Consider the following 18,964-nt stretch of genomic DNA (forward strand, 5'->3'; position numbering starts at 1 on the left):
GGAAGCGACCCGGAACACGTCACTGGAGACTTCGAGATCGGTCCCCGCGGGTCCGATAGACAGGTGTGCGGAGAGATGAACATTACGGCGCAGGCGTTGGACAGCGTTTTCGGCCGCGGCGCGGCCGGCGTTCGTTTGCGCCTGGAGCGCGAGGTCGACGGCATCTGGTGGCATGTGACCACCGCCGAGACCGACGGGGCGGGCGTCGTGAAGGGATGGGACACCGCCCAGTTGGAGCGCGGGCTCTACCGCATGATATTCGACAGCGACCACTACTTCGTCAATCTCGGAATGACCGCCGCCTATCCGGAGATCGCCGTGATGTTCCGCATCGTCGGTGACGTTTCCTCTTTCCAGATCCAGGTGACGCTGTCGCCTTATTCTTATTCGACGTATTTCGGTTCGAACGGTTAACCCTGAGCCAGAGAGAAGGGATCTTCCGTTGACGAGGATGACCAAGGCGCTGCGGCGCTACCGCGCACCCGAACCCGTCCGGCTGCCCGGCCGCCGCTGGCCCGACAACGTCATCACGCGGGCGCCTCGCTGGCTTTCCACCGACCTCCGCGACGGCAACCAGTCGCTGGCCAGTCCGATGAGCCCGGCGCGCAAGATGGCCATGTTCGATCTGCTGGTCCGGATGGGCTACAAGGAGATCGAGGTCGGCTTCCCCGTGGCGAGCGAGGACGACCACGCCTTCCTGCGCGAGCTCATCGAGCGCGACCTGATCCCCGACGACGTCCGCGTCTCCGTCCTGGTGCAGGCACGTGACGAGTTGATCCGGCGGACCGTGGAGAGCCTCGAAGGCGCTCCCCGCGCCACCATCCACCTGTACAACGCGACGTCGCCGTTGTTCCGGCGGCTGGTGTTCGGGATGACCAGGGACGAGTGCAAGGACCTGGCCGTCCAGGGCACGCGCCTGATGATGAAGTACGCGGACAAGACGCTGAGCGACTGCGACCTGGGCTTCCAGTACTCTCCCGAGCTGTTCAGCGACACCGAGCTGGACTTCGCCCTCGAGGTCTGCGAGGCGGTCATGGACGTCTGGCAGCCCGGCCCCGGGCGGGACATCATCCTGAACTTCCCGTCGACCGTCGAGCGGAGCACGCCCAACGTCTTCGCCGACCAGATCGAGTGGCTCGACCGCAACCTGTCCCGGCGGGAGCACGTCTGCCTGTCCATCCACCCGCACAACGACCGGGGGACCGGCGTCGCCTCGGCGGAGCTGGCCATGATGGCCGGCGCGCAGCGCATCGAGGGCTGCCTGTTCGGCAACGGCGAGCGCGCGGGCAACGTGGACCTGGTCACGCTCGGCATGAACCTGTTCAGCCACGGCGTCGACCCGGGCATCGACTTCTCCGACCTCAACGCGATCCGCCGTGTCGTGGAGGAGTGCAACGGCATTCCGGTCCACCCGCGCCACCCCTACGGGGGCGACCTCGTCTACACCTCCTTCTCCGGCTCCCACCAGGACGCCATCAAGAAGGGCTTCGACGCGCTGGAGCGGGAGGCCGCCGCGCTCGGCGCCCCCATGGACGAGATGCCCTGGGACATGCCGTACCTGCCCGTCGATCCCGCGGACGTGGGCCGGACCTACGAGGCCGTGGTGCGGATCAACAGCCAGTCCGGCAAGGGCGGCGTCGCCTACATCATGAGCACCTGGTACGGCAGGCACCTGCCGCGCGACCTGCAGATCGACTTCGCCCGGGTGGTGCAGCGGCGGGCCGACAGCGAAGGCATGGAGATCACCCCCAGTGGGGTGCGGGAGCTGTTCGAGAGCGAGTACACGTGCCCGCCCGGGCCGCCCGTCTTCGGGCCGGAGCCGCTCGCCGTCGAACTGCACGTGGACGGCGGCGGGTTCGAGGTCGGCGCGGAGCGCGCCGACGCGCTGCAGGCGCTCCGGGTGAGCCTCGCCGAGTGGGGGATCGAGGTCCGCGCCGTCCACCGGACCGGCGTCGGCCAGGGGGAACAGGACGTCGCGGCGGGGGTCGCGGTCTACGCCGAGTGCCGCCTGGGGAACCGCACGCACTGGGGCGTGGGGATCGAGCGGGACGCCGAGACCGCCGCGCTCCGCGCGGTGCAGGCCGTCGTCCACCGGGCCGCCCGGCTCGTCGAGCCCTCCGGCAGGAACCACCGCGAACTGGGCGAGGCCCACGGGCGCCCGCGCAGGCGGCGGCTGGCCACCACCGCGTGACCGCGCACGACCGACCTCCGGCCCTCGTCCACGGGCCCCGTACGGAAGGGCACGACGCGATGACGCGAAAGCAGCTGAAGAAGAGCCGGCCCTCGGGGCGCCCCACGGCCAGGGACGAAGCGCCCGACCTGCGTACTCCCTCCGGCCGCCCGCTGAAGTTCTGACGCGCCCGCCGCCTCCGCCCTGTCACGGGCGGGGCGGCGGGTGTCGCGCGTCCCGGTGCGGCCCGTCCCTGGTCGCGAAATCGCGGTGAATTCCCAGCTCACGAGCTTATGGCGGGGACGCAGGAGTGGGGATAAGCGCGCGATAGCGATCCAAAAGCGGCCGGCGAGACCATCGTCTCCAACAAGCAGGCAAGCGTCCATTCGTAAGGACGGAAGCTCAGCTGGAGGGGGCCCGCTTGATGAACTTGATTGAGAGAGACGAGGCACTGACCTCGTTACAGGAGATGCTGGCGGCCGCGCTGACGGGCAAGGGCAAGGTCGCGATGCTCAGCGGCACCGTCGCCACCGGCAAGAGCGCACTGCTCGACGCGTTCGCCGAGCAGGCCGTGGAGCTGGGCGCCCTGCCCGTCGCCGCGACCGCGTCCCGCATGGAGCAGGACCTGCCGCTCGGCGTGCTCGGCCAGCTCATCGAAGAGGCGCCGCTGGTGGAGGAGGAGCGCGTGCGCGCGCTCGCGCTGCTTGAGGAGGGCAAGCAGACCGCGATGAGCTCCGGGCTCGCCTCCGAGACCCTGGACCAGGTGGACGCCCAGATCGCGCACGCTCTGTGCACCGTGCTGCTGGAGCTGTCGGAGCGCTATCCCCTGGTGATCGTGGTCGACGACGTGCACTACGCCGACCGTCCGTCGTTGCTGTGCCTGGCGTACCTCGCCCGGCGCGTACGCTTCGCCCGGATCATGGTGATCTTCAGTTACTCCGACTACGTGCGCAGCACCGACACCTTCTTCTGGACCGACCTGCTGCGCCAGCCGTACTGCGGTGTCGTGCAGCTCAACCCGCTGTCCCGGCAGGGCGTGCACACGCTCGTGCGCGAGCGGGCGGGCGAGGAGGTCGCGGTCCGCTTCGCGGAGGACTGGTACGCGTTCAGCGCCGGCAACCCGCTGCTGGCCGCCGCCCTCATCGAGGACTACCTCGGCGGGCCGCGGGAGAGGGACGGCGAGCCGGTGACGGACGAGCCGGTGGTCGGCGAGCGGTACGGCCAGGCCGTGCTGACCTGCCTGCACCGAGGAGAGCCCGAACTGCTCCGGATCGCCCGGTGCCTGGCGGTGCTCGGCGACACCGACTCGCTCGACCGGCTGCTCGGCCTGGGGCACACCCAGATCAGCAGGGCCATGAACGCCCTGACGGCCGGCGGCGTGCTCAGCGTGGGCCGGTTCCGGCACGAGTCGGCCCGTACGGCCGTGCTGGCCGAGGTGGGCCTCGACGAGCGCCGGGACCTGCACCGCCGCGCGGCCGAACTGGCGCACGCGGACGGCGCGGCCACGTCGGTGATCGCCGATCACCTCGTCCAGGCCGGCCCGATCGACGCGCCCTGGGTGGTGCCGGTGCTGGAGGACGCGGCCAGGGACGCGCTGCGCGAGGGCCGCACCGAGCGTGGCGTGGACTACCTGCGCCTCGCGTGGCAGGCGTGCACCGACGAGCGGCGCCGCCTCAAGATCGCCACGATGCTGGTGCGTGCCGAGTGGCGCATCAACCCTGAGGCGCCCGACCGGCACCTGGCCGATCTCACCGAGGCGATGCAGCGCGGTCACCTGCGCGGCAGCGACGGCGTGGTCCTGGCCCGCGCGCTGCTCTGGCACGGCCGGTACGACGACGCGCAGGACGTGATCGAGCATCTGACGGCCGGCTACGAGAGCGACCCCGAGACGGTGATGGAGCTCAACATCGCGCGCCCGTGGCTGCGCGCCACCCATCCCGCCTTCGCGTCCAAGCTCGGCGAGCCGCGCGCGGACACCGGAACCGCCCTGGTGTCGGTGGCCGCGGGGCGCCGTCTGGAGACGGCGACCGCGCTCGCGCAGGTGCTCGTCAACGGCCCGCACGAGGGCGCCCTGATCGCCGTCGAGCGCATCCTGCGGCTCGCGCGCCTGGACGAGATGTCGATGGACACCGTGGAGTGCGCGCTGCTCGCGCTCACCTACGGCGGGCAGGCGGAGAAGGCCGCGCCGCTGTGCGACCTGTTCAGCGTCGAGGCGTCCTCTCGGCGCGCCCCGAGCCGCCAGGCCAGGCTCTCGGCCATCCGCGCCGAGATGGCCGTACGGCAGGGCGACATGGTCAGCGCCGAGCAGTACGCGCGGGCGGCATTGGAGATCATGCCCATCACGAGCTGGGGTGTCACGGTGGGCAGCCCGCTCGGCAGCCTGGTGATCGCGCTGACCGCGATGGGCCGGTTCGACGACGTGCACGACATCCTCGACCGGCCCGTGCTGGACGCCATGTTCGAGAGCCGGTACGGCCTGCACTACCTGTACGCCAGGGGCCGCTACAGCCTGGCGGTCGGGCAGGCGGCACTGGCCCTGCGGGACTTCCAGCTCTGCGGCGAGCTGACCGGCAGGTGGGGCCTGGACGTGCCGGGCCTGCTGCCGTGGCGGGCCGGCGCCGCCGAGGCCTGCCTGCAGATGGGCCGTTCCGAGCAGGCCTCCCGCCTGATCGAGGACCAGTTGTCCCGCTGCAACTCCCGCACGCCGCGGGAGCTCGGCATGACGATCCGCCTGCTGGCGGCCACCAGCGAGCTGCGGCACCGGCCGATGCTCCTGCGCAAGTCCGCCGACATGCTGCAGAACGGCGGCGACCGCTACGAGCAGGCCCGCTCGCTCTTCGACCTGGCGGAGGCCTACCGCGGTCTGGGCGAGCACCGGAGAGTCGGCATGATCATGATTCGAGCGCGGGCCCTGATGAAGGAGTGCGGCGCCGAGATCGGCGGCGCGCAGGCGGCGGCCGAGACCGGCAAGCAGGCCTCCCCGGCTCTGAGCGGGGGCAGCGCGGCGCTGCTGAGCGAGGCCGAGCGCCGGGTCGCGGTGCTGGCCGCCGCCGGGCACACCAACCGGGAGATCGCCGGTGAGCTCTACCTCACGGTGAGCACGGTGGAGCAGCACCTCACCCGGATCTACCGCAAGCTCGACATCAGCAGCCGGGCCGACCTGCCCGCGGTCCTCGAGTTTGGCGGGGCCGCCGTCGGCTGAGTCGATCGTGGTCCCCCGGTGGCCGGCCCGTAGGGGGCCGGCCACCGCCGGACCGGAACACTGATATCCGGACCGTTTTCCGGTTCTATTCGGGACGCGTTTTATCGGCGTGGTCGCCGTCCTTTTTAGGGGTGTCGTGGCGTTGATCGGCCCCCTTACCCTGAGGGCACCCGGTTGTGCCGTCAGGAGGAATACATATGGGGACCGTGGTGACGCGGGTCAGCGACCTGCCGAAGGAATCGATGCGGGAACGGCTGGCGGATTTGCAGGTGCTCAAGGAGAGCATCCATTCAGGCCCGAGTGAGGAGGCGACCGCGCGTCAGCACGCCAAGGGCAAGCTCACCGTGCGGGAGCGCCTGGACGTGCTCCTCGACAGCGGGTCCTTCGTGGAGGTGGAGGCGTTCCGGCAGCACCGGGCCACCGGTTTCGGGCTGGAGCACCGCAGGCCGTACACCGACGGCGTGGTGGCGGGGTGGGGCAAGGTCTACGGCCGCGAGGTCATGGTCTTCGCCCACGATTTCCGGATGTTCGGCGGCGCGCTCGGTGAGGCGCACGCCGAGAAGATCCACAAGGTGATGGATCTGGCCGAGGCCGCCGGGGTGCCGCTGATCGGTTTGAACGACGGCGCCGGGGCCCGGATCCAGGAAGGTGTGACCGCGCTTGCCGGTTATGGCGGTATTTTCCGGCGCAATGTGCGGATGTCGGGGGTGATTCCGCAGATCAACGTCATGCTCGGCCCGTGCGCGGGGGGAGCGGCGTACTCGCCGGCTCTCTCCGATTTCGTGTTCATGGTGCAGAACACGGCCCAGATGTTCATCACGGGCCCGGACGTCGTGAAGGCGGTGACCGGTGAGGAGATCAGCGCCGACGACCTCGGTGGTGCGCGGGTGCACGGCACACTCTCCGGCGTGGCGGGGTTCGTCTGCCCGGACGAGGTGTCCTGTCTTGAGGAAGTCCGCTACCTGCTGTCCCTGCTGCCCGCCAACAACCAGGAACTGCCGCCGTCCATCACCTGCACCGACCCGGCGAACCGGCGCAACGACGCCCTGCTCGACCTGGTGCCGGCTGATCCGGCGATCTCCTACGACATGTCGGCGGTGATCGAGGAGATCGTCGACGACGGGGAGTTCTTCGAGTTCCACGCGGGCTGGGCGCAGAACCTCATCTGCGGGCTGGCCAGGTTCGACGGCCACGTCACCGGCATCATCGCCAACCAACCCGCCCACCTGGCCGGGGTGCTGGACATCAAGGCCTCGGAGAAGGGCGCGCGCTTCATCCAGATGTGCGACGCCTTCAACATCCCGCTGGTCAGCCTGGTCGACGTGCCGGGCTTCCTGCCCGGGACCGACCAGGAGCACGGCGGCATCATCAGGCACGGCGCCAAGCTCCTCTACGCGTACTGCGCCGCGACCGTGCCGCGCATCTCGATGGTGCTGCGCAAGGCGTACGGCGGCGCGTACATCGTGATGGACTCCAGGTCGATCGGCGCGGACCTGTCCTTCGCCTGGCCGACCAACGAGATCGCGGTCATGGGCGCGGAGGGCGCGGCCAACGTCATCTTCCGCCGGGAGATCGCCGCCGCGCCGGACCCGGTCGAGGCGCACGCCCAGCGGGTGGAGGAATACCGCAGGCAGCTCATGCACCCCTACTACGCCGCCGAGCGCGGGCTGGTCGACGACGTCATCGACCCGAGCGAGACCAGGGCCACCCTGACCAGGGCGCTCGGCCTGCTGCGGGCCAAGCAGGCGTCGGGGCCGCGGCGTAAGCACGGAAACCCCCCGATGTGATGGGCGCCGAACTGCGGGTGGTCGCGGGAAATCCCACCGAGGAGGAGATCTGCGCGCTGGTGTGCGCCCTGTACGCGGTCGCGGCGGACCGTGCGGACGGCGCAGAACTCGGGCCGGTCGCCGGGCCGAAGAGGCACCGGCCCCGGCTGCGCCTGCCGGACTACGGGTCGCCCCGGTCCTGGGTGGCGTGCCACCGAACCGACGCGCTCACCGGTGTCCGGTGACGCCGCAGTCGCCGCCCCGGGTGCTCCCGGGGCGGCGGCTCACCACGTTCTTCAGGCGGCCGGTCTCCCGGCGGCCGGCTTCTAGGCGGACGGCCTCGACGAGCGAGTCTTCCACCGGATGTCGGGCAGCAGGGCGCGCACCGAGCGCCCGCGGATCGCGCCGAGCCACAGGCCGGACCCGTACGCCGCGTCGTCCAGGCGCCGGGCCACGGCGTAGCGGACCGGGTCGAGGTGCGCGCCGGTGCGCCGCAGATCGGTGAGCGCGTCCATCACGGCCACGGCGGCCACGGCCCGGCGGAGCCTCCTGGACAGCAGGCAGCCGACGGCGGCGAGCGGCCACCAGTGGCGGAGCAGCAGCGCCGCCGCCTGCCAGACGGCCGCGACGGCACCGTCGGACGTCAGCGTCAGGGCGAGGCGCACCGGGTGCTCGCTCCGCCTGACCTTGGCCGACATCGTCGCGGCAGTGCCCGCGAAGATCAGCGCCGCGGCCGGCAGCGACCACCGCCGCTGCGCCAGCAGCGCCAGCACGAAGGCCGCGCTCCAGGGCGCCAGCACCGCCGGGGCCACGTCGCGGCCGTGCCGCCGGGCGAGCAGGTCGGCGCCGGTGCCGTAGAAGGCCTTGCGCCGCAGCCAGTCGTGGACCACCGTGCGGTGCTCGTGCCGCACCGTCGCGGCCGGCTCGTAGCGCACCCGCCAGCCCGCCCGCGCCAGCCGCCACACCAGGTCGACGTCCTCGCCGACGCGCATCTCGGCGCTAAAGCCGTGGCCGAGGGCGTCGGCCCGCGCCAGCAGGAACGCGCTCGGGACCCAGGAGACCGGCGCCCTCGGGCGTACGATGCCCGGATCGAGGCCCAGGTCGAGGGAGGACCGCGCGTCCTCGTAGCGGAGGATCCAGCGGGCCCGGCCGGGCAGGCGGAGCCCCAGCACGCGCGGCGCCACCACGGCCACCCGGGGGTCGGCGAAGTGCCGGAGCAGGGTCGGCAGCGTGCCGGGTTCGAGGACCACGTCGGAGTCCGCGAAGGCGACGTAGGGCGTGGTGACCCGGCGCAGGCCCGCGTTGCGGGCGGCGGCGGGGCCGACGTTCTCCGCCAGCGCGACGAGCACCGCGCCGTGCGCCGCCGCGACCTCGGCGACGGCCTCCGGGGCGGCCGACGCGTCGTCCACCACGATCACGCGGTGCCGGTCGCCGATGCCCGACAGCAGCCGGTCGAGCGCGGCGGGCCGGTCGCGCACCGGCACGACCACCGTCACCTGCGAGGGGTCGAGACCGGGCAGGTCCCCGACGACAGGGTCGGCCAGGCCCGCCTCCAGCAGCCGGTCGGCGAGCAGGGCGGAGACGCGGTCGCGGACCCGCAGCCTGCGGCCGTCGAACAGGTCCGCGGCGGCCGGGGTGAGGTACATGACCCGCGTCGGCGCGCCACCCACCAGGGTGCGCCCGCCGTCGCGGACCCGGACACGCCGGTTCAGCCGGACGGTGAAACCGTCCGGAAGCCGGCCGGGCACCCGTGGGTCCGAGTCGCGGGTGATCTGATCGTGGGTCATGGCGTGAAGCCTCCGTCCGCCGATATCACCGATCCGTTGACGACGCCTCCCTCGCGAGAGCAGCAGAACGCGATGGTCTCGGCGATCTCGGCGGGCTCGATCAGGCGGCGCAGCAACTGGGACGAGGCGAAGTCCTCGACGCCGTCCAGGCCGTACACCTCGGCGGTGGCGGCGAGCATCGGCGTGCGGGTCGAACCGGGGGAGACGGCCGCCGCGGTCACCCCCGTGCCCACCAGGTCGGCGGCGAGGCCGCGCACCAGCCCGACCACCGCGTGCTTGGCCATCGTGTACGCCGACAGGCGGAACAGCCCGTGCGAACCGGCCGCCGAGGCCACCGCGACGAACCGGCACGCCCCCGGCTCGGGCCCCGCCAGCATGTGCGGGACGCACGCCGCGGCGGTGTTCCACACCCCGAGCACGTCGGTCTCCCACAGGGCGCGGACGTGCGTGTCCGGGGTCTCCCACAGCGGCAGGCCGCCGGCCATGACCGCCGCGGCGGCCACGGCCGCGTCCAGCCGGCCGAAGCGGTCCGCCGCCACGGCGGCGGCGCGGGCGAGCGCGTCGCGGTCGCGCACGTCCGCGATGTACGGCACCACCACGCCGGGGTGGTCGTCGGCCAGCGACTTCAGGTCGGCGTCGGCCGCGAGCGGATAGGTCACCCCGGCGGGCCGCGCCGGGCCGTCCGACGCGCACGAGTCGACCGCGACCACCCGGTAGCCCCTGGCGCACAGCGCCCGCACGACGGCGGCGCCTATCCCGCGGGCCGCCCCGGTCACCAGGGCGACCCGGAAGCCGCCGTCCTCGCCGCTCACCTGGCTCATGCCGGAGAGGCCGTCGCGGCCGCGGGCCCGGGTGTGGGCGCGGGGGCGGGGGCGGGCAGGAGGCGGCCGGTGTGGTCGGCCCGTCCGTGCCGCACGCGGGCGGCCACGTCGTCGGCCATCCGGTCGAGCAGGCGGCGTCCCTCCCCGGCGGTGGCCGTGGTCGGATCGCCGAGCACGCCGGAGGGTGACACGGCGGCGACGCCCCTGGCCGCGAGCTCGGGCATGATCTCCGCGAGCGGGGCGAGGTTGCCCGGCTCCGCCTGGGCCATGTCCACCAGACGCGGGGCCAGGTGCAGCATGAGCGACGTCTCGGCGTGGCCGGCGTGGGCGTCGGCCGGCCCGGCCGCGCAGGGCGCCCAGCACACGTCGTGCCCTTCCTCGCGCAGCAGTGGCGTCGCGGCGGCGAGGGCGTCCAGGTTCCCGCCGTGACCGTTCACGATCACGACGCGCCCGGCCCAGCGGGACAGGGAGCGGACGAGTTCGACGAGCAGGAACCGGAGGGCGGCGGTCCCGATGGACATGGTGCCGGGGAAGTCCTGGTGCTCGCCGCTCGCGCCGTACGCGACGGGCGGCGCCACGAGGACGGGGTCGTCCGGAGCCACCGCGAGAAGGCGGGCGGCGGCGGCCCTCGCCACCGCCGCCGCGACCGCCGTGTCCGTGTGCAGGGGCAGGTGCGGGCCGTGCTGCTCGGTGGAGCCGAGCGGCACCAGCACGGTCGGCGAGGACGGCAGCGCGGGCCACGACAGCTCCGCCAGGCCGCCTTCGCCTTCGCCCCTCTCACGCATCGCCCGGAGACCCGATCTCCCTGGTGAACCCGATCTCCCTGGTGAAGCCGGGCGGGACCAGCACGTCGCCGGGCTCCAGATCGTGGATCGACGCGCGGCCCAGGCCGAGCAGCGCCGAGTCGATGCCGCCGCGCAGGATGTCGAGCACGTTCTCCACGCCCGCCTGGCCGTTCGCCGCCAGGCCCCACAGCGAGGCGCGTCCGATCATCACGGCCCGTGCGCCGAGCGCGAGCGCCTTGACCACGTCGCCCCCGCGCCGTACGCCGCCGTCGAGCAGCACCTCGGCCTGGCCGTCGACCACCCGCGCGATGCCCGGGAGCAGCCGGATGGTCGCGGGCGTGCCGTCCAGGTTGTTGCCGCCGTGGTTCGACACCGAGATCGCGGTGACCCCGGCGTCCACCGCGCGGCGGGCGTCGTCGAGCCGGGAGATGCCCTTGAGCATGAACGGGCCGTCCCACTGCTCGCGCATCCACCGGACGTCATCCCAGCCGGGTGGCGGGGTCCGCATCCACTCGCCGTACGCGCCGAAGAACGTCGGAGCCGGACGGCCGGGCTCCGCCACGTTGGGGACGGTGAGGTCGGGCAGCCGGCCGGTCCTGGCGAAGCCGAGCAGCCACCGCGGCCGGGTCAGGCCCTGCGGCGCGAAGCGGGCGAGCGCCTTCAGGTCCAGGCGTTCGGGGATCCACGGGCTGCCCCAGTCCCTGCCGTGGGAGAACGTCCAGTCCAGGGTCACGATCAGCCCCTTGACCCCGGCGGCGCGGGCCCGCTCCATGTGCGCGGCCATGGACTCGCGGGTGCCCATCCAGTACATCTGGAAGAAGGTCTGCGGGTTGGCGGCCACGACCTCCTCGACGGGCTTGCTCGCGAAGTTGCTCAGCCCCATGATCGTGCCGCGCGCCGCGGCGGCGCGTGCCACCGCCACCTCCCCGTCGGGATGCACGGCCTGCACCCCGGTGGGGGAGATGAGCACCGGCAGGGAGATCTGCTGCCCCATCACGGTGGTGGACAGGTCGCGCTTGGCCGGCAGGTCCGCCACGTGCGGCGCGAAGCCGAGTTCGGCGAACGCCGCCGTGTTGTCGCGGTACGTCCGGCCTCTCTCCGAACCGGCGAGCAGCGCGGAGTACACCGACTTCGGCAGGTGGCGCCGCGCTCTGCGCTGCGCCTCCGCAACCGTCTCGAACCAGGCGTTCGCGGCCACGAGCTATCGTCCTTCTGCTACACGTCGGATGAGGGGCTGAACCCGGCGAGCGGGCTCTCCGCGCACGCGTGCACGGGTGGGTGTACGGGTGGGGCGGCGGGGGAGGGACGGCGTCCGATGCGCACCGGAACCGGCCCGGCTCCGGCCCGGCGGGCGCCGGAGCGGCGGGAGTGGTCCTGGCTGGGCCGGGGCACCGTACGGCCCGCAGCGGCGAGCGCGTCGGCGGCGTGCCCCTGCACGCATTCGGGGTCGGGCCCGTCGAGCGGCAGGCCGGTGAAGAACTTGGCGGCCATGCACCCGCCCCGGCAGGAGTCGAAGAACCCGCATCCGGTGCACGCGCCCGAGGTCTGCGGCGACCGCAGGTCCCCGAAGAGCTCCGACTCCCGCCACACGGCGGCGAACCCGCCGTCGGAGAGCACGTTGCCGGCGCGGAAGCGGTCGTGGATCGCGAACGGGCAGGCGTACACGTCGCCCAGGGGGTCGATCAGGCAGACCACCCGGCCCGCGCCGCACAGGTTCAGGCCCGGCAGCGACTCGCCGTACCCCGCGAGGTGGAAGAACGAGTCGCCGGTGAGGACGTTCTCGCCCGCGCGCAGCAGCCACTCGTACAGCTCACGCTGCTGGGCCGCCGTCGGGTGCAGTTCGTCCCACACGTCGGCGCCCCGTCCGGACGGGCGCAGGCGGGTGAGCCGGAGCGTCGCCCCGCGCTCGTCGGCGATGGCCTTGAACTCGTCGAGCTGGCCCGCGTTCTCCCGGGTCACGACCACCGACAGCTTCGCGTCGGCGAACCCGGCCGCGGCGAGGTTGTCGAGCGCCCGCAGCGCCGTCTCGTACGACCCCGGGCCGCGGACCCGGTCGTTGACCTCGGGGGTGGCGCCGTCGAGCGACACCTGCACGTCCACGTAGTCCGTGGCGGCCAGGAACCGCGCCCGCTCGGGGGTGAGTCGCGTCCCGTTCGTGGAGAACTTCACCCCGACCTGGTGGTTCACGGCGTACTGCACCAGATGCCAGAAGTCGGGCCGCACGGTCGGCTCCCCGCCGCCGATGTTGACGTAGAAGACCTGCATGGCCTGCAGCTCGTCGATCACCGCCTCGCACTGGGCGGTGGCGAGCTCACGCGGGTCACGCCGCCCCGACGACGACAGGCAGTGCACGCACGACAGGTTGCAGGCGTAGGTGAGCTCCCAGGTCAGACAGATGGGGGCGGCCAGGCCGTACTCGAACCGCTTGGCCAGCGACCCGCTCGCCGTCCCGGACCGGGCCGGCCCGTCCTGCGCTGCCGAGTTCTGTGCCACCGAGTTCTGGGCCGTCGAATTCCGCGCTACCGTGCTCCGGCTCTCCACCCGCCCGCGCGGCCTGATCATGTCCGCGCCGGCGAGGCCCCGCAGGGCCTCCGCGTACGCGGGCCACCGGCCGGCGGGAACGCCGGCACGGGTCAGCGCGGCACGGGCGTCGGGCTCACCGGAGAGGTCGCGGAGCACCGAGACGAGCTCGGGGCGCTTGAGGAAGGTCAGCCGCCGGTTGCCGAAGTGGTAGGCCAGGGCCCCGAACGGCTCCGGCCGCAGGGCCACCCGGGGAGACAGCTCCCAGGCCTCGTCCAGGGGATCGTTCATCAGTAGACGCCGCACATGCCGTCGATCGACACCTCTTCGATCAGCGTCTCCGCCGTGAGCTCCTCCGTCGCCTCGGCCGGAACGGTCGTCTCCTCCATGGCTGCTCCTTCCTCGGGGCGCGGAACCTGGTTTCCGCAATAAGCGGATTTTTGGGGATAAGCCGGGTCTTCGGGATATTCGTGCGGCGAGAGCCGGACCGGGGCGTCCTCGCGGAATCGCCGGCGCTCTCGAGATGTGAGGGAAGGGACTACCGCCGCGACGGTCTCGATTCGAGCGGCCACGATTCGAGCCTGCTCGACCTGAGCGAACTCGAATGAGGCGACTCGCCTTTCTGCTGAAACACCAATCACACTAAAAGGAGTGATAGGCGTGGAAAACCCCTAGACACCCTTGTCCGGGCGGTCCCGGCCCCCGCCCCGTGCCGTCCGGGGTGCGGGGCGGGGGCGCGTGAGCCGCGACGCGGCGCTGTCGAGGAGCATCTCCAGGGCGGCGGGGTAGGCGCTGTCGTTCATGCGGGCGACCAGTAGAGGGGCGACCGCCGCGATGTTGGGGTGGGTGGCCCGGGGCAGCCGGGCGTAGGTCGCCCGCCAGATCTCCTCGTCGGCTTCGCGCGCCTCGGCGGGCAGCGCCAGGGTGGCCGCGTCCAGCGCCGCGAAGGCCAGCGTCATGTCGATGAAGGTGTGGTAGACGCCGACCGCCTCACGGTCGGGGAACCCCGCGCCACGCAGCAGCCCGAGGATCGCCTCGTCGGCCGCGATCTCGTGCGACTTGCCGCTGATGCGGCTGGCGGTCAGCACCGCGGCCTGCGGGTGTTCGAGGTAGGCGGCGTGGATGCGCAGGCCCAGGTCGCGAAGGCCGGCGCGCCAGTCGCCGCCGCCGCTCCAGCCGGCCATCGCCTGCCCGATGAGCATGTCGCCGATGGCGAGGGTCAGGTCGTCCACGCCTCTGAAGTAGCGGTAGAGCGTGCTGGGATCGGCTCCCAGGGCGATGCCGAGCCGCCGTACGGTGAGGCCGGCCGGGCCGTGCTCGCGCAGCATGCGCAGCGCGGTCCGCACGATCAGGCCCTCCGAGAGGACCACCCCGTTCTTCGTCGGGCGGCGCCGCCGGCGCGCCGACTCGCCCACCACCGGCTTGGGCACGGCGTCCCCCTCTCTCCTCACCGCCCACCTTATGCCAACGCCATTGACGTTCGGGGTGGGGGTGGCGTTGGATCGGCACATCAGGGGCGTTTGTCCAAGAAAGGGATGTTTGTACCATGCGCGTGCTGCTTGTCGGAGCCGGTGGAGTGGGTACGGCGATCACCCGGATCGCGGCCCGCAGATCCTTCCTCGAACACATGGTCGTCGCCGACTACGACCTGTCCCGTGCCAAGGCGGCCGTCGCCGCGCTCGGGGAGACGGGGGATCGCTTCAGCGCCTGCCGGGCCGACGCGGGTGACGAGGCCGCGGTCGCGGCGCTGCTGGCCGAGCACCGCTGCGACGTCCTCCTCAACGCCACGGACCCGCGGTTCGTCATGCCGTTGTTCCGGGCGGCGCTGGCGGCCGGCGCGCACTACCTGGACATGGCGATGTCGCTGTCGCGGCCCCATCCGGACCGCCCGCACGAGGAGTGCGGGGTCAAGCTGGGCGACGCCCAGTTCGAGACGGCCGCGGAGTGGGAGCGGGCGGGCCGGCTCGCGCTGGTAGGCATGGGCGTGGAGCCGGGGCTGTCGGACGTGTTCGCCCGGTACGCCGCCGACGAACTCTTCGACCACATCGAGGAGATCGGCGTGCGGGACGGCGCCGACCTCACGGTCGACGGACACGACTTCGCGCCCTCGTTCAGCATCTGGACCACGATCGAGGAGTGCCTGAACCCCCCGGTCGTCTACGAGTCCGGGCGGGGATGGTTCACCACCCCGCCCTTCAGCGAGCCCGAGGTGTTCGACTTTCCCGAGGGCATCGGCCCGGTCGAGTGCGTCAACGTCGAGCACGAGGAGGTCCTGCTCATGCCCCGCTGGGTCGACGCCGGGCGGGTGACCTTCAAGTACGGGCTGGGCGAGGAGTTCATCGGGACGCTGCGGACCCTGCACCTGCTCGGGCTGGACCGCACCGAGCCGGTCCGGGTCGCCGGCGCGGACGGCGTTCCCGTCGAGGTCTCCCCGCGGGACGTGGTCGCGGCGTGCCTGCCCGACCCGGCGACGCTCGGGGAGCGCATGCACGGCAGGACGTGCGCGGGCACCTGGGTCAGGGGCACCAGGAACGGCGGCCCGCGTGAGGTCTACCTCTACCACGTGGTCGACAACCAGTGGTCGATGCGTGAGTACGGCTCCCAGGCGGTGGTGTGGCAGACCGCCGTCAACCCGGTCGTGGCCCTCGAACTGATGGCCTCCGGCGCCTGGTCCGGCGCCGGAGTCCTGGGCCCCGAGGCCTTCCCGCCGCGGCCCTTCCTCGACCTGCTCACCGAGTACGGCACCCCCTGGGGCATGCGCGAGCAGTGACCCCGGCGCGGGCCGTGCCCGCCTCCGTCAGAAGATGCCCGTGACGACGTTCGACCGCCTGGATGGTGACGCCGTCGCCGTCGACGAACCTGGCTCGTACGTAGGCTTCTTCGGTGACGTCGTTGAGAAGGCCGTCATCCTCGTTCAGCCAGCTCCCGGGCTCCTCCTGCCACTGTGTCAGATCGCGCTCGACCAGGCTCCGGATGGGCAGCGCTGGGGCGAGCCGCGGGCTGGGATCAAGGCGTACGCCCGGCGCGCGGCCGCGCAGGCGGCACGCGCCGACCTGCCGCTGCGGCCTCGCCCTGGTGCGCGAGGCCCTGGCCAACTCCCAGCGCTGGGCGAAGCCGTGAGGCACTGGGAGATGACCGCGCGAGGCGCCGTCCGAGCGGGACGCGGTAAGAGGTTTCGGCAGCAGGGTCTGGCACCAGACCCATCAGTCGGCCGTTGTGCAAGGTGTGAGATTTCCCCGACTCATAATGATCGCGCTCGGGCTGGTCCTCGCCGTCGCGCTGGGCTGGGTACTCGGTCCGGGTGCCGCCTGGGTGCTGGCCCACTTCGACGGCGTGAACGGCATTGTCGGCAAGGACCTGGCCGCAGCGCTCGATGCGGTACGCGGGCGCGCATTAGCGGTCGCCACTGGAGTGATTGCGCTGGCGGCCGTGTTCTACACGGCGCGCAACGCCGACACCGCCCGGCAGGGGCACATCACCGACCGATACACGAAGGCGATCGAGCAGCTCGGCTCGGACAAGCTCGACATCCGCCTGGGCGGCATATACGCGCTGGAGCGGATCGCCCGAGACTCGGCCCGCGACCACCCCACCGTCATGGAGGTGCTGGCGGCCTTCATCCGCGAGCACTGCCGGGATTGCGATAGTCCCGACCAGCAGGACGGCGAGGAGCGGACAGCCTGTGATGGACAGGCCGGTCCACCGCTTGGTGTGCATAGTTCGCCTCGTGTTCCTGGAACCGATGTCCAGGCTGCCCTGACTGTGATAGGTCGCCGTGATCACCGTCAGGATCGGGACCGTATCGATCTCTTTGACGCGGACCTCCGCCGCGCGTTCCTCACCGGTGCCGACCTTCGCCGGGCGAACCTCTCCGGCACGAACCTATCCGACGCGAACCTCTCCAAGGCGGACCTTCGCGACGCGGTCCTTGTCCACGCGGACCTCCGCCACGCTAACCTCCAAGGACATAATCTCGGTCCAGGTGCGGACCTTCGCGATGCGCTTCTCGTCGGCGCGGACCTACGCGGCGCGAAACTTTCCGGTGCGGACCTACGCGGCGCGTTTCTCATCGGCGCGGACCTACGCGACGCGCATCTGTTCGCCGCAGACCTTCGCGGCGCGCAACTTCGCGGCGCGCAGATCTACGTTGGTGACCTCCATGGTGCGAAGGTCACCGAGGAGGACGTCCGCGGCGCGAACCTCCTCGACGCACCTTCTACCGATGCGCAGGAAGCTTCGCCGAGCCCGGAGGAGACGTGGCCCGGCGAGTAGCAAGTTCCGCGCGAACGCCACGGCCCGCATCGCGCCCGCCCGCGTCCCGGTCTCCCGCAGCGCCGCCGCCAGTTCGATCACCTCGCCGTACGGCGTCGGCCGTAGAGCAGTTACTCCACCGCGCAGGAGGTGGGAGTCGAGGATCGCGGTGGCCAGGGGCGGCTCGTCGCGGGTCCGGCGCAGCTCCAAGCGGAGCTGCGGATACCACTCGCCCCGGTTGTGCGCGACCAGCCCCCGCAGTGTGACCAGGCCGAGGACCTGCCGATCCGTCTCGCCTGCCGTCACGAGGCCGCGCGCCTGCTCCGAGACCGTGCGCTGAAGGCCCGGAACCGGAACTTCGCCAGTTCCGGATCGCCCTTCACGGCGTTCAGGGCCGCGAAGAGCGTGGGGGTGTCGACGCCGTTGCGCGGTGCGCGGGTCTGCGCTCACGGTTACGGCGGCGTCTACCGGTGACCGGCGACGGGAGGAGAGTAGGAAGCCTGCCTTCCCGCTCCTTCCCCGGCTCGGTCTCCGGGTCATGCCGGATGCTGCCGACGCCTGCCGAGGTGGCGGAGGGGTGGCGGTTCTCGGCTGTCTTCGGGCGTACCGCCAGGTCAGCGGTGCATGGAGGCCGCCCGGGGTGGCGTAATCCGGCTGTTATCCATATATCCCTACCGGGAAGCTAGGCTTCTTTCCCATGGAGCTGGCGGATGCGAGACGGCGGCGGGCGGACCGGGCCCGCCAGGTGGCCGACCTGCTGCGGTGCGAGATCGTGCGCGGTGGTTTCGACGGCGGTCACCTGCCCCTGGAGGCCGCTCTCGCCCGGGAGTTCGGGGCCTCGCGCAACACCGTCAGGGACGCCCTTGACCTGCTCAGGGACGAGGGCCTCATCGCGCGGTGCCCGGGAGTGGGCACCACGGTCGCGGCGGAGAAGTACCCGCACGGCCTGTACCGGCTGCTCGGCCTGGCCGAGACGCTCCGGGAGCACGGCGAGGTGACGAACGAGGTCCGCGCCATGGGCCTCATCCCGCCTCCCGCCGCGGTCCGGCAACGGCTCGACCTGCCCGAGGGCGAGCCCGTCGTCTACATCGAGCGGCTGCGCAGACTCGACGGGCTGCCGCTCTCGCTCGACCTGACCTATCTCGTACGAGAGCTCGGCGAGCCGCTCTTCGACGCCGACCTCGTGCACAACGACGTGTTCGTGCTCCTGGAGCGGATCGCCGGGCGGCCGCTCGGCGCGGCGGAGCTCACGATCGAGGCCGTCAACGCCGACGCCCACACCGCCGCCGTCCTCGACGCGCCGCGCGGAGCGGCGCTGCTGATGGTCGAGCGCCTCACCCACCTCTCCGACGGCCGCCCCGTGGACCTGGAGTTCGTCCGGTTCCGCGGCGACCGTCTCACCATGCGTGGCCATCTCTGGAGGAACACCGATGACCCTGGTCAATAGCCGCGTCGACGTGCCCGTGACGATCGACGAGTCGCTGTGCATCGAGGGCTGCACGCTGTGCGTGGACGTCTGCCCGCTCGACTCACTGGCCATCCACGAGGTCAGCGGTAAGGCGTACATGCACGTGGACGAGTGCTGGTACTGCGGCCCCTGCGCCGACCGGTGCCCCGCCGACGCCGTCACGGTGAACATCCCCTACCTGCTGCGATAGAAGG

Annotated in this window: 17 protein-coding genes; 10 read left to right on the forward strand and 7 right to left on the reverse strand. The window is 72.0% G+C overall.

What is annotated here, in order from left to right:
* The first annotated feature begins 75 nt into the window (after positions 1-75).
* The 5 genes from HHX40_RS22760 (at position 76) to HHX40_RS22780 (ending at position 7,383) form a co-directional block, all read left to right on the forward strand.
* A complete protein-coding gene (locus HHX40_RS22760; protein WP_182877561.1) occupies positions 76-414 on the forward strand; it encodes a hydroxyisourate hydrolase in 339 nt (112 codons plus the stop codon).
* Between the two features lie 37 nt (positions 415-451).
* Positions 452-2,191 (forward strand): 2-isopropylmalate synthase, encoded by a 1,740-nt coding sequence (leuA, locus tag HHX40_RS22765; protein WP_182882282.1) that lies wholly within the window; start codon positions 452-454, stop codon positions 2,189-2,191.
* 403 nt (positions 2,192-2,594) lie between these two features.
* Positions 2,595-5,372, forward strand: coding sequence for an ATP-binding protein (locus HHX40_RS22770; protein ID WP_182882227.1), 2,778 nt, complete (start codon positions 2,595-2,597; stop codon positions 5,370-5,372).
* Between the two features lie 197 nt (positions 5,373-5,569).
* Positions 5,570-7,159: an acyl-CoA carboxylase subunit beta gene (locus tag HHX40_RS22775; protein ID WP_220499464.1), complete on the forward strand. Its 1,590-nt coding sequence runs from the start codon at positions 5,570-5,572 to the stop codon at positions 7,157-7,159.
* Complete coding sequence (locus tag HHX40_RS22780) at positions 7,159-7,383, forward strand: acyl-CoA carboxylase subunit epsilon (protein WP_182882228.1); 225 nt, start codon at positions 7,159-7,161, stop codon at positions 7,381-7,383. The genes HHX40_RS22775 and HHX40_RS22780 overlap by 1 nt, the downstream gene beginning before the upstream one ends.
* 81 nt (positions 7,384-7,464) lie before the next feature.
* On the opposite strand, the gene mftF is transcribed toward HHX40_RS22780, so the two are convergent.
* From mftF to HHX40_RS22815, 7 genes are all read right to left on the reverse strand, one after another.
* Entirely contained in the window at positions 7,465-8,925 is a 1,461-nt protein-coding gene (gene mftF / locus HHX40_RS22785) for a mycofactocin biosynthesis glycosyltransferase MftF (protein WP_182882229.1), read from the reverse strand.
* Positions 8,922-9,746, reverse strand: a complete 825-nt coding sequence (locus HHX40_RS22790) for a mycofactocin-coupled SDR family oxidoreductase (RefSeq protein WP_182882230.1) — start codon at positions 9,744-9,746, stop codon at positions 8,922-8,924. The genes mftF and HHX40_RS22790 overlap by 4 nt, the downstream gene beginning before the upstream one ends.
* A complete protein-coding gene (gene mftE / locus HHX40_RS22795; protein ID WP_182882231.1) occupies positions 9,743-10,531 on the reverse strand; it encodes a mycofactocin biosynthesis peptidyl-dipeptidase MftE in 789 nt (262 codons plus the stop codon). The genes HHX40_RS22790 and mftE overlap by 4 nt, the downstream gene beginning before the upstream one ends.
* Positions 10,524-11,729 (reverse strand): pre-mycofactocin synthase MftD, encoded by a 1,206-nt coding sequence (mftD, locus tag HHX40_RS22800; protein ID WP_182882232.1) that lies wholly within the window; start codon positions 11,727-11,729, stop codon positions 10,524-10,526. The genes mftE and mftD overlap by 8 nt, the downstream gene beginning before the upstream one ends.
* Before the next feature lie 17 nt (positions 11,730-11,746).
* Positions 11,747-13,342 (reverse strand): mycofactocin radical SAM maturase, encoded by a 1,596-nt coding sequence (gene mftC / locus HHX40_RS22805; RefSeq protein WP_182882233.1) that lies wholly within the window; start codon positions 13,340-13,342, stop codon positions 11,747-11,749.
* Positions 13,342-13,440: a mycofactocin precursor MftA gene (gene mftA, locus HHX40_RS22810; protein WP_117409937.1), complete on the reverse strand. Its 99-nt coding sequence runs from the start codon at positions 13,438-13,440 to the stop codon at positions 13,342-13,344. Before mftA ends, mftC begins: the two co-directional genes overlap by 1 nt.
* A gap of 282 nt (positions 13,441-13,722) precedes the next feature.
* Positions 13,723-14,502 (reverse strand): TetR/AcrR family transcriptional regulator, encoded by a 780-nt coding sequence (locus HHX40_RS22815; RefSeq protein ID WP_310738229.1) that lies wholly within the window; start codon positions 14,500-14,502, stop codon positions 13,723-13,725.
* Between the two features lie 95 nt (positions 14,503-14,597).
* Here HHX40_RS22815 and HHX40_RS22820 point away from each other — a divergent pair, with 95 nt between their 5' ends.
* The 5 genes from HHX40_RS22820 (at position 14,598) to HHX40_RS22840 (ending at position 18,960) form a co-directional block, all read left to right on the forward strand.
* Positions 14,598-15,821: a saccharopine dehydrogenase family protein gene (locus HHX40_RS22820; protein ID WP_182877556.1), complete on the forward strand. Its 1,224-nt coding sequence runs from the start codon at positions 14,598-14,600 to the stop codon at positions 15,819-15,821.
* A 476-nt stretch (positions 15,822-16,297) separates the two neighbouring features.
* Complete coding sequence (locus HHX40_RS22825; protein WP_182882234.1) at positions 16,298-17,323, forward strand: pentapeptide repeat-containing protein; 1,026 nt, start codon at positions 16,298-16,300, stop codon at positions 17,321-17,323.
* Between the two features lie 129 nt (positions 17,324-17,452).
* Complete coding sequence (locus HHX40_RS22830) at positions 17,453-17,776, forward strand: hypothetical protein (protein ID WP_182882235.1); 324 nt, start codon at positions 17,453-17,455, stop codon at positions 17,774-17,776.
* Positions 17,777-17,999: 223 nt separating this feature from the next.
* The gene (locus HHX40_RS22835; protein ID WP_117409944.1) at positions 18,000-18,749 is read left to right on the forward strand and encodes a GntR family transcriptional regulator; all 750 of its coding nucleotides are present in this window, start codon (positions 18,000-18,002) and stop codon (positions 18,747-18,749) included.
* Entirely contained in the window at positions 18,733-18,960 is a 228-nt protein-coding gene (locus HHX40_RS22840) for an indolepyruvate ferredoxin oxidoreductase subunit alpha (RefSeq protein ID WP_079312946.1), read from the forward strand. Before HHX40_RS22835 ends, HHX40_RS22840 begins: the two co-directional genes overlap by 17 nt.
* Positions 18,961-18,964 lie beyond the last annotated feature (4 nt).

This window comes from Microbispora sp. H10949 (assembly GCF_014161435.1).
Classification (GTDB): Bacteria; Actinomycetota; Actinomycetes; order Streptosporangiales; family Streptosporangiaceae; genus Microbispora; species Microbispora triticiradicis.

Excerpts from the sequence above, each read along its gene's own strand:
- HHX40_RS22780 (WP_182882228.1), top strand. The coding sequence starts at position 7,159 with ATGGGCGCCGAACTGCGGGTGGTCGCGGGAAATCCCACCGAGGAGGAG.
- mftF (WP_182882229.1), bottom strand. The coding sequence starts at position 8,925 with ATGACCCACGATCAGATCACCCGCGACTCGGACCCACGGGTGCCCGGC.
- mftC (WP_182882233.1), bottom strand. The coding sequence starts at position 13,342 with ATGAACGATCCCCTGGACGAGGCCTGGGAGCTGTCTCCCCGGGTGGCC.
- mftA (WP_117409937.1), bottom strand. The coding sequence starts at position 13,440 with ATGGAGGAGACGACCGTTCCGGCCGAGGCGACGGAGGAGCTCACGGCG.
- leuA (WP_182882282.1), top strand. The coding sequence starts at position 452 with ATGACCAAGGCGCTGCGGCGCTACCGCGCACCCGAACCCGTCCGGCTG.
- HHX40_RS22790 (WP_182882230.1), bottom strand. The coding sequence starts at position 9,746 with ATGAGCCAGGTGAGCGGCGAGGACGGCGGCTTCCGGGTCGCCCTGGTG.
- HHX40_RS22760 (WP_182877561.1), top strand. The coding sequence starts at position 76 with ATGAACATTACGGCGCAGGCGTTGGACAGCGTTTTCGGCCGCGGCGCG.
- HHX40_RS22840 (WP_079312946.1), top strand. The coding sequence starts at position 18,733 with ATGACCCTGGTCAATAGCCGCGTCGACGTGCCCGTGACGATCGACGAG.
- mftE (WP_182882231.1), bottom strand. The coding sequence starts at position 10,531 with ATGCGTGAGAGGGGCGAAGGCGAAGGCGGCCTGGCGGAGCTGTCGTGG.
- HHX40_RS22820 (WP_182877556.1), top strand. The coding sequence starts at position 14,598 with ATGCGCGTGCTGCTTGTCGGAGCCGGTGGAGTGGGTACGGCGATCACC.
- HHX40_RS22835 (WP_117409944.1), top strand. The coding sequence starts at position 18,000 with ATGGAGCTGGCGGATGCGAGACGGCGGCGGGCGGACCGGGCCCGCCAG.
- HHX40_RS22775 (WP_220499464.1), top strand. The coding sequence starts at position 5,570 with ATGGGGACCGTGGTGACGCGGGTCAGCGACCTGCCGAAGGAATCGATG.
- HHX40_RS22770 (WP_182882227.1), top strand. The coding sequence starts at position 2,595 with ATGAACTTGATTGAGAGAGACGAGGCACTGACCTCGTTACAGGAGATG.
- HHX40_RS22825 (WP_182882234.1), top strand. The coding sequence starts at position 16,298 with ATGATCGCGCTCGGGCTGGTCCTCGCCGTCGCGCTGGGCTGGGTACTC.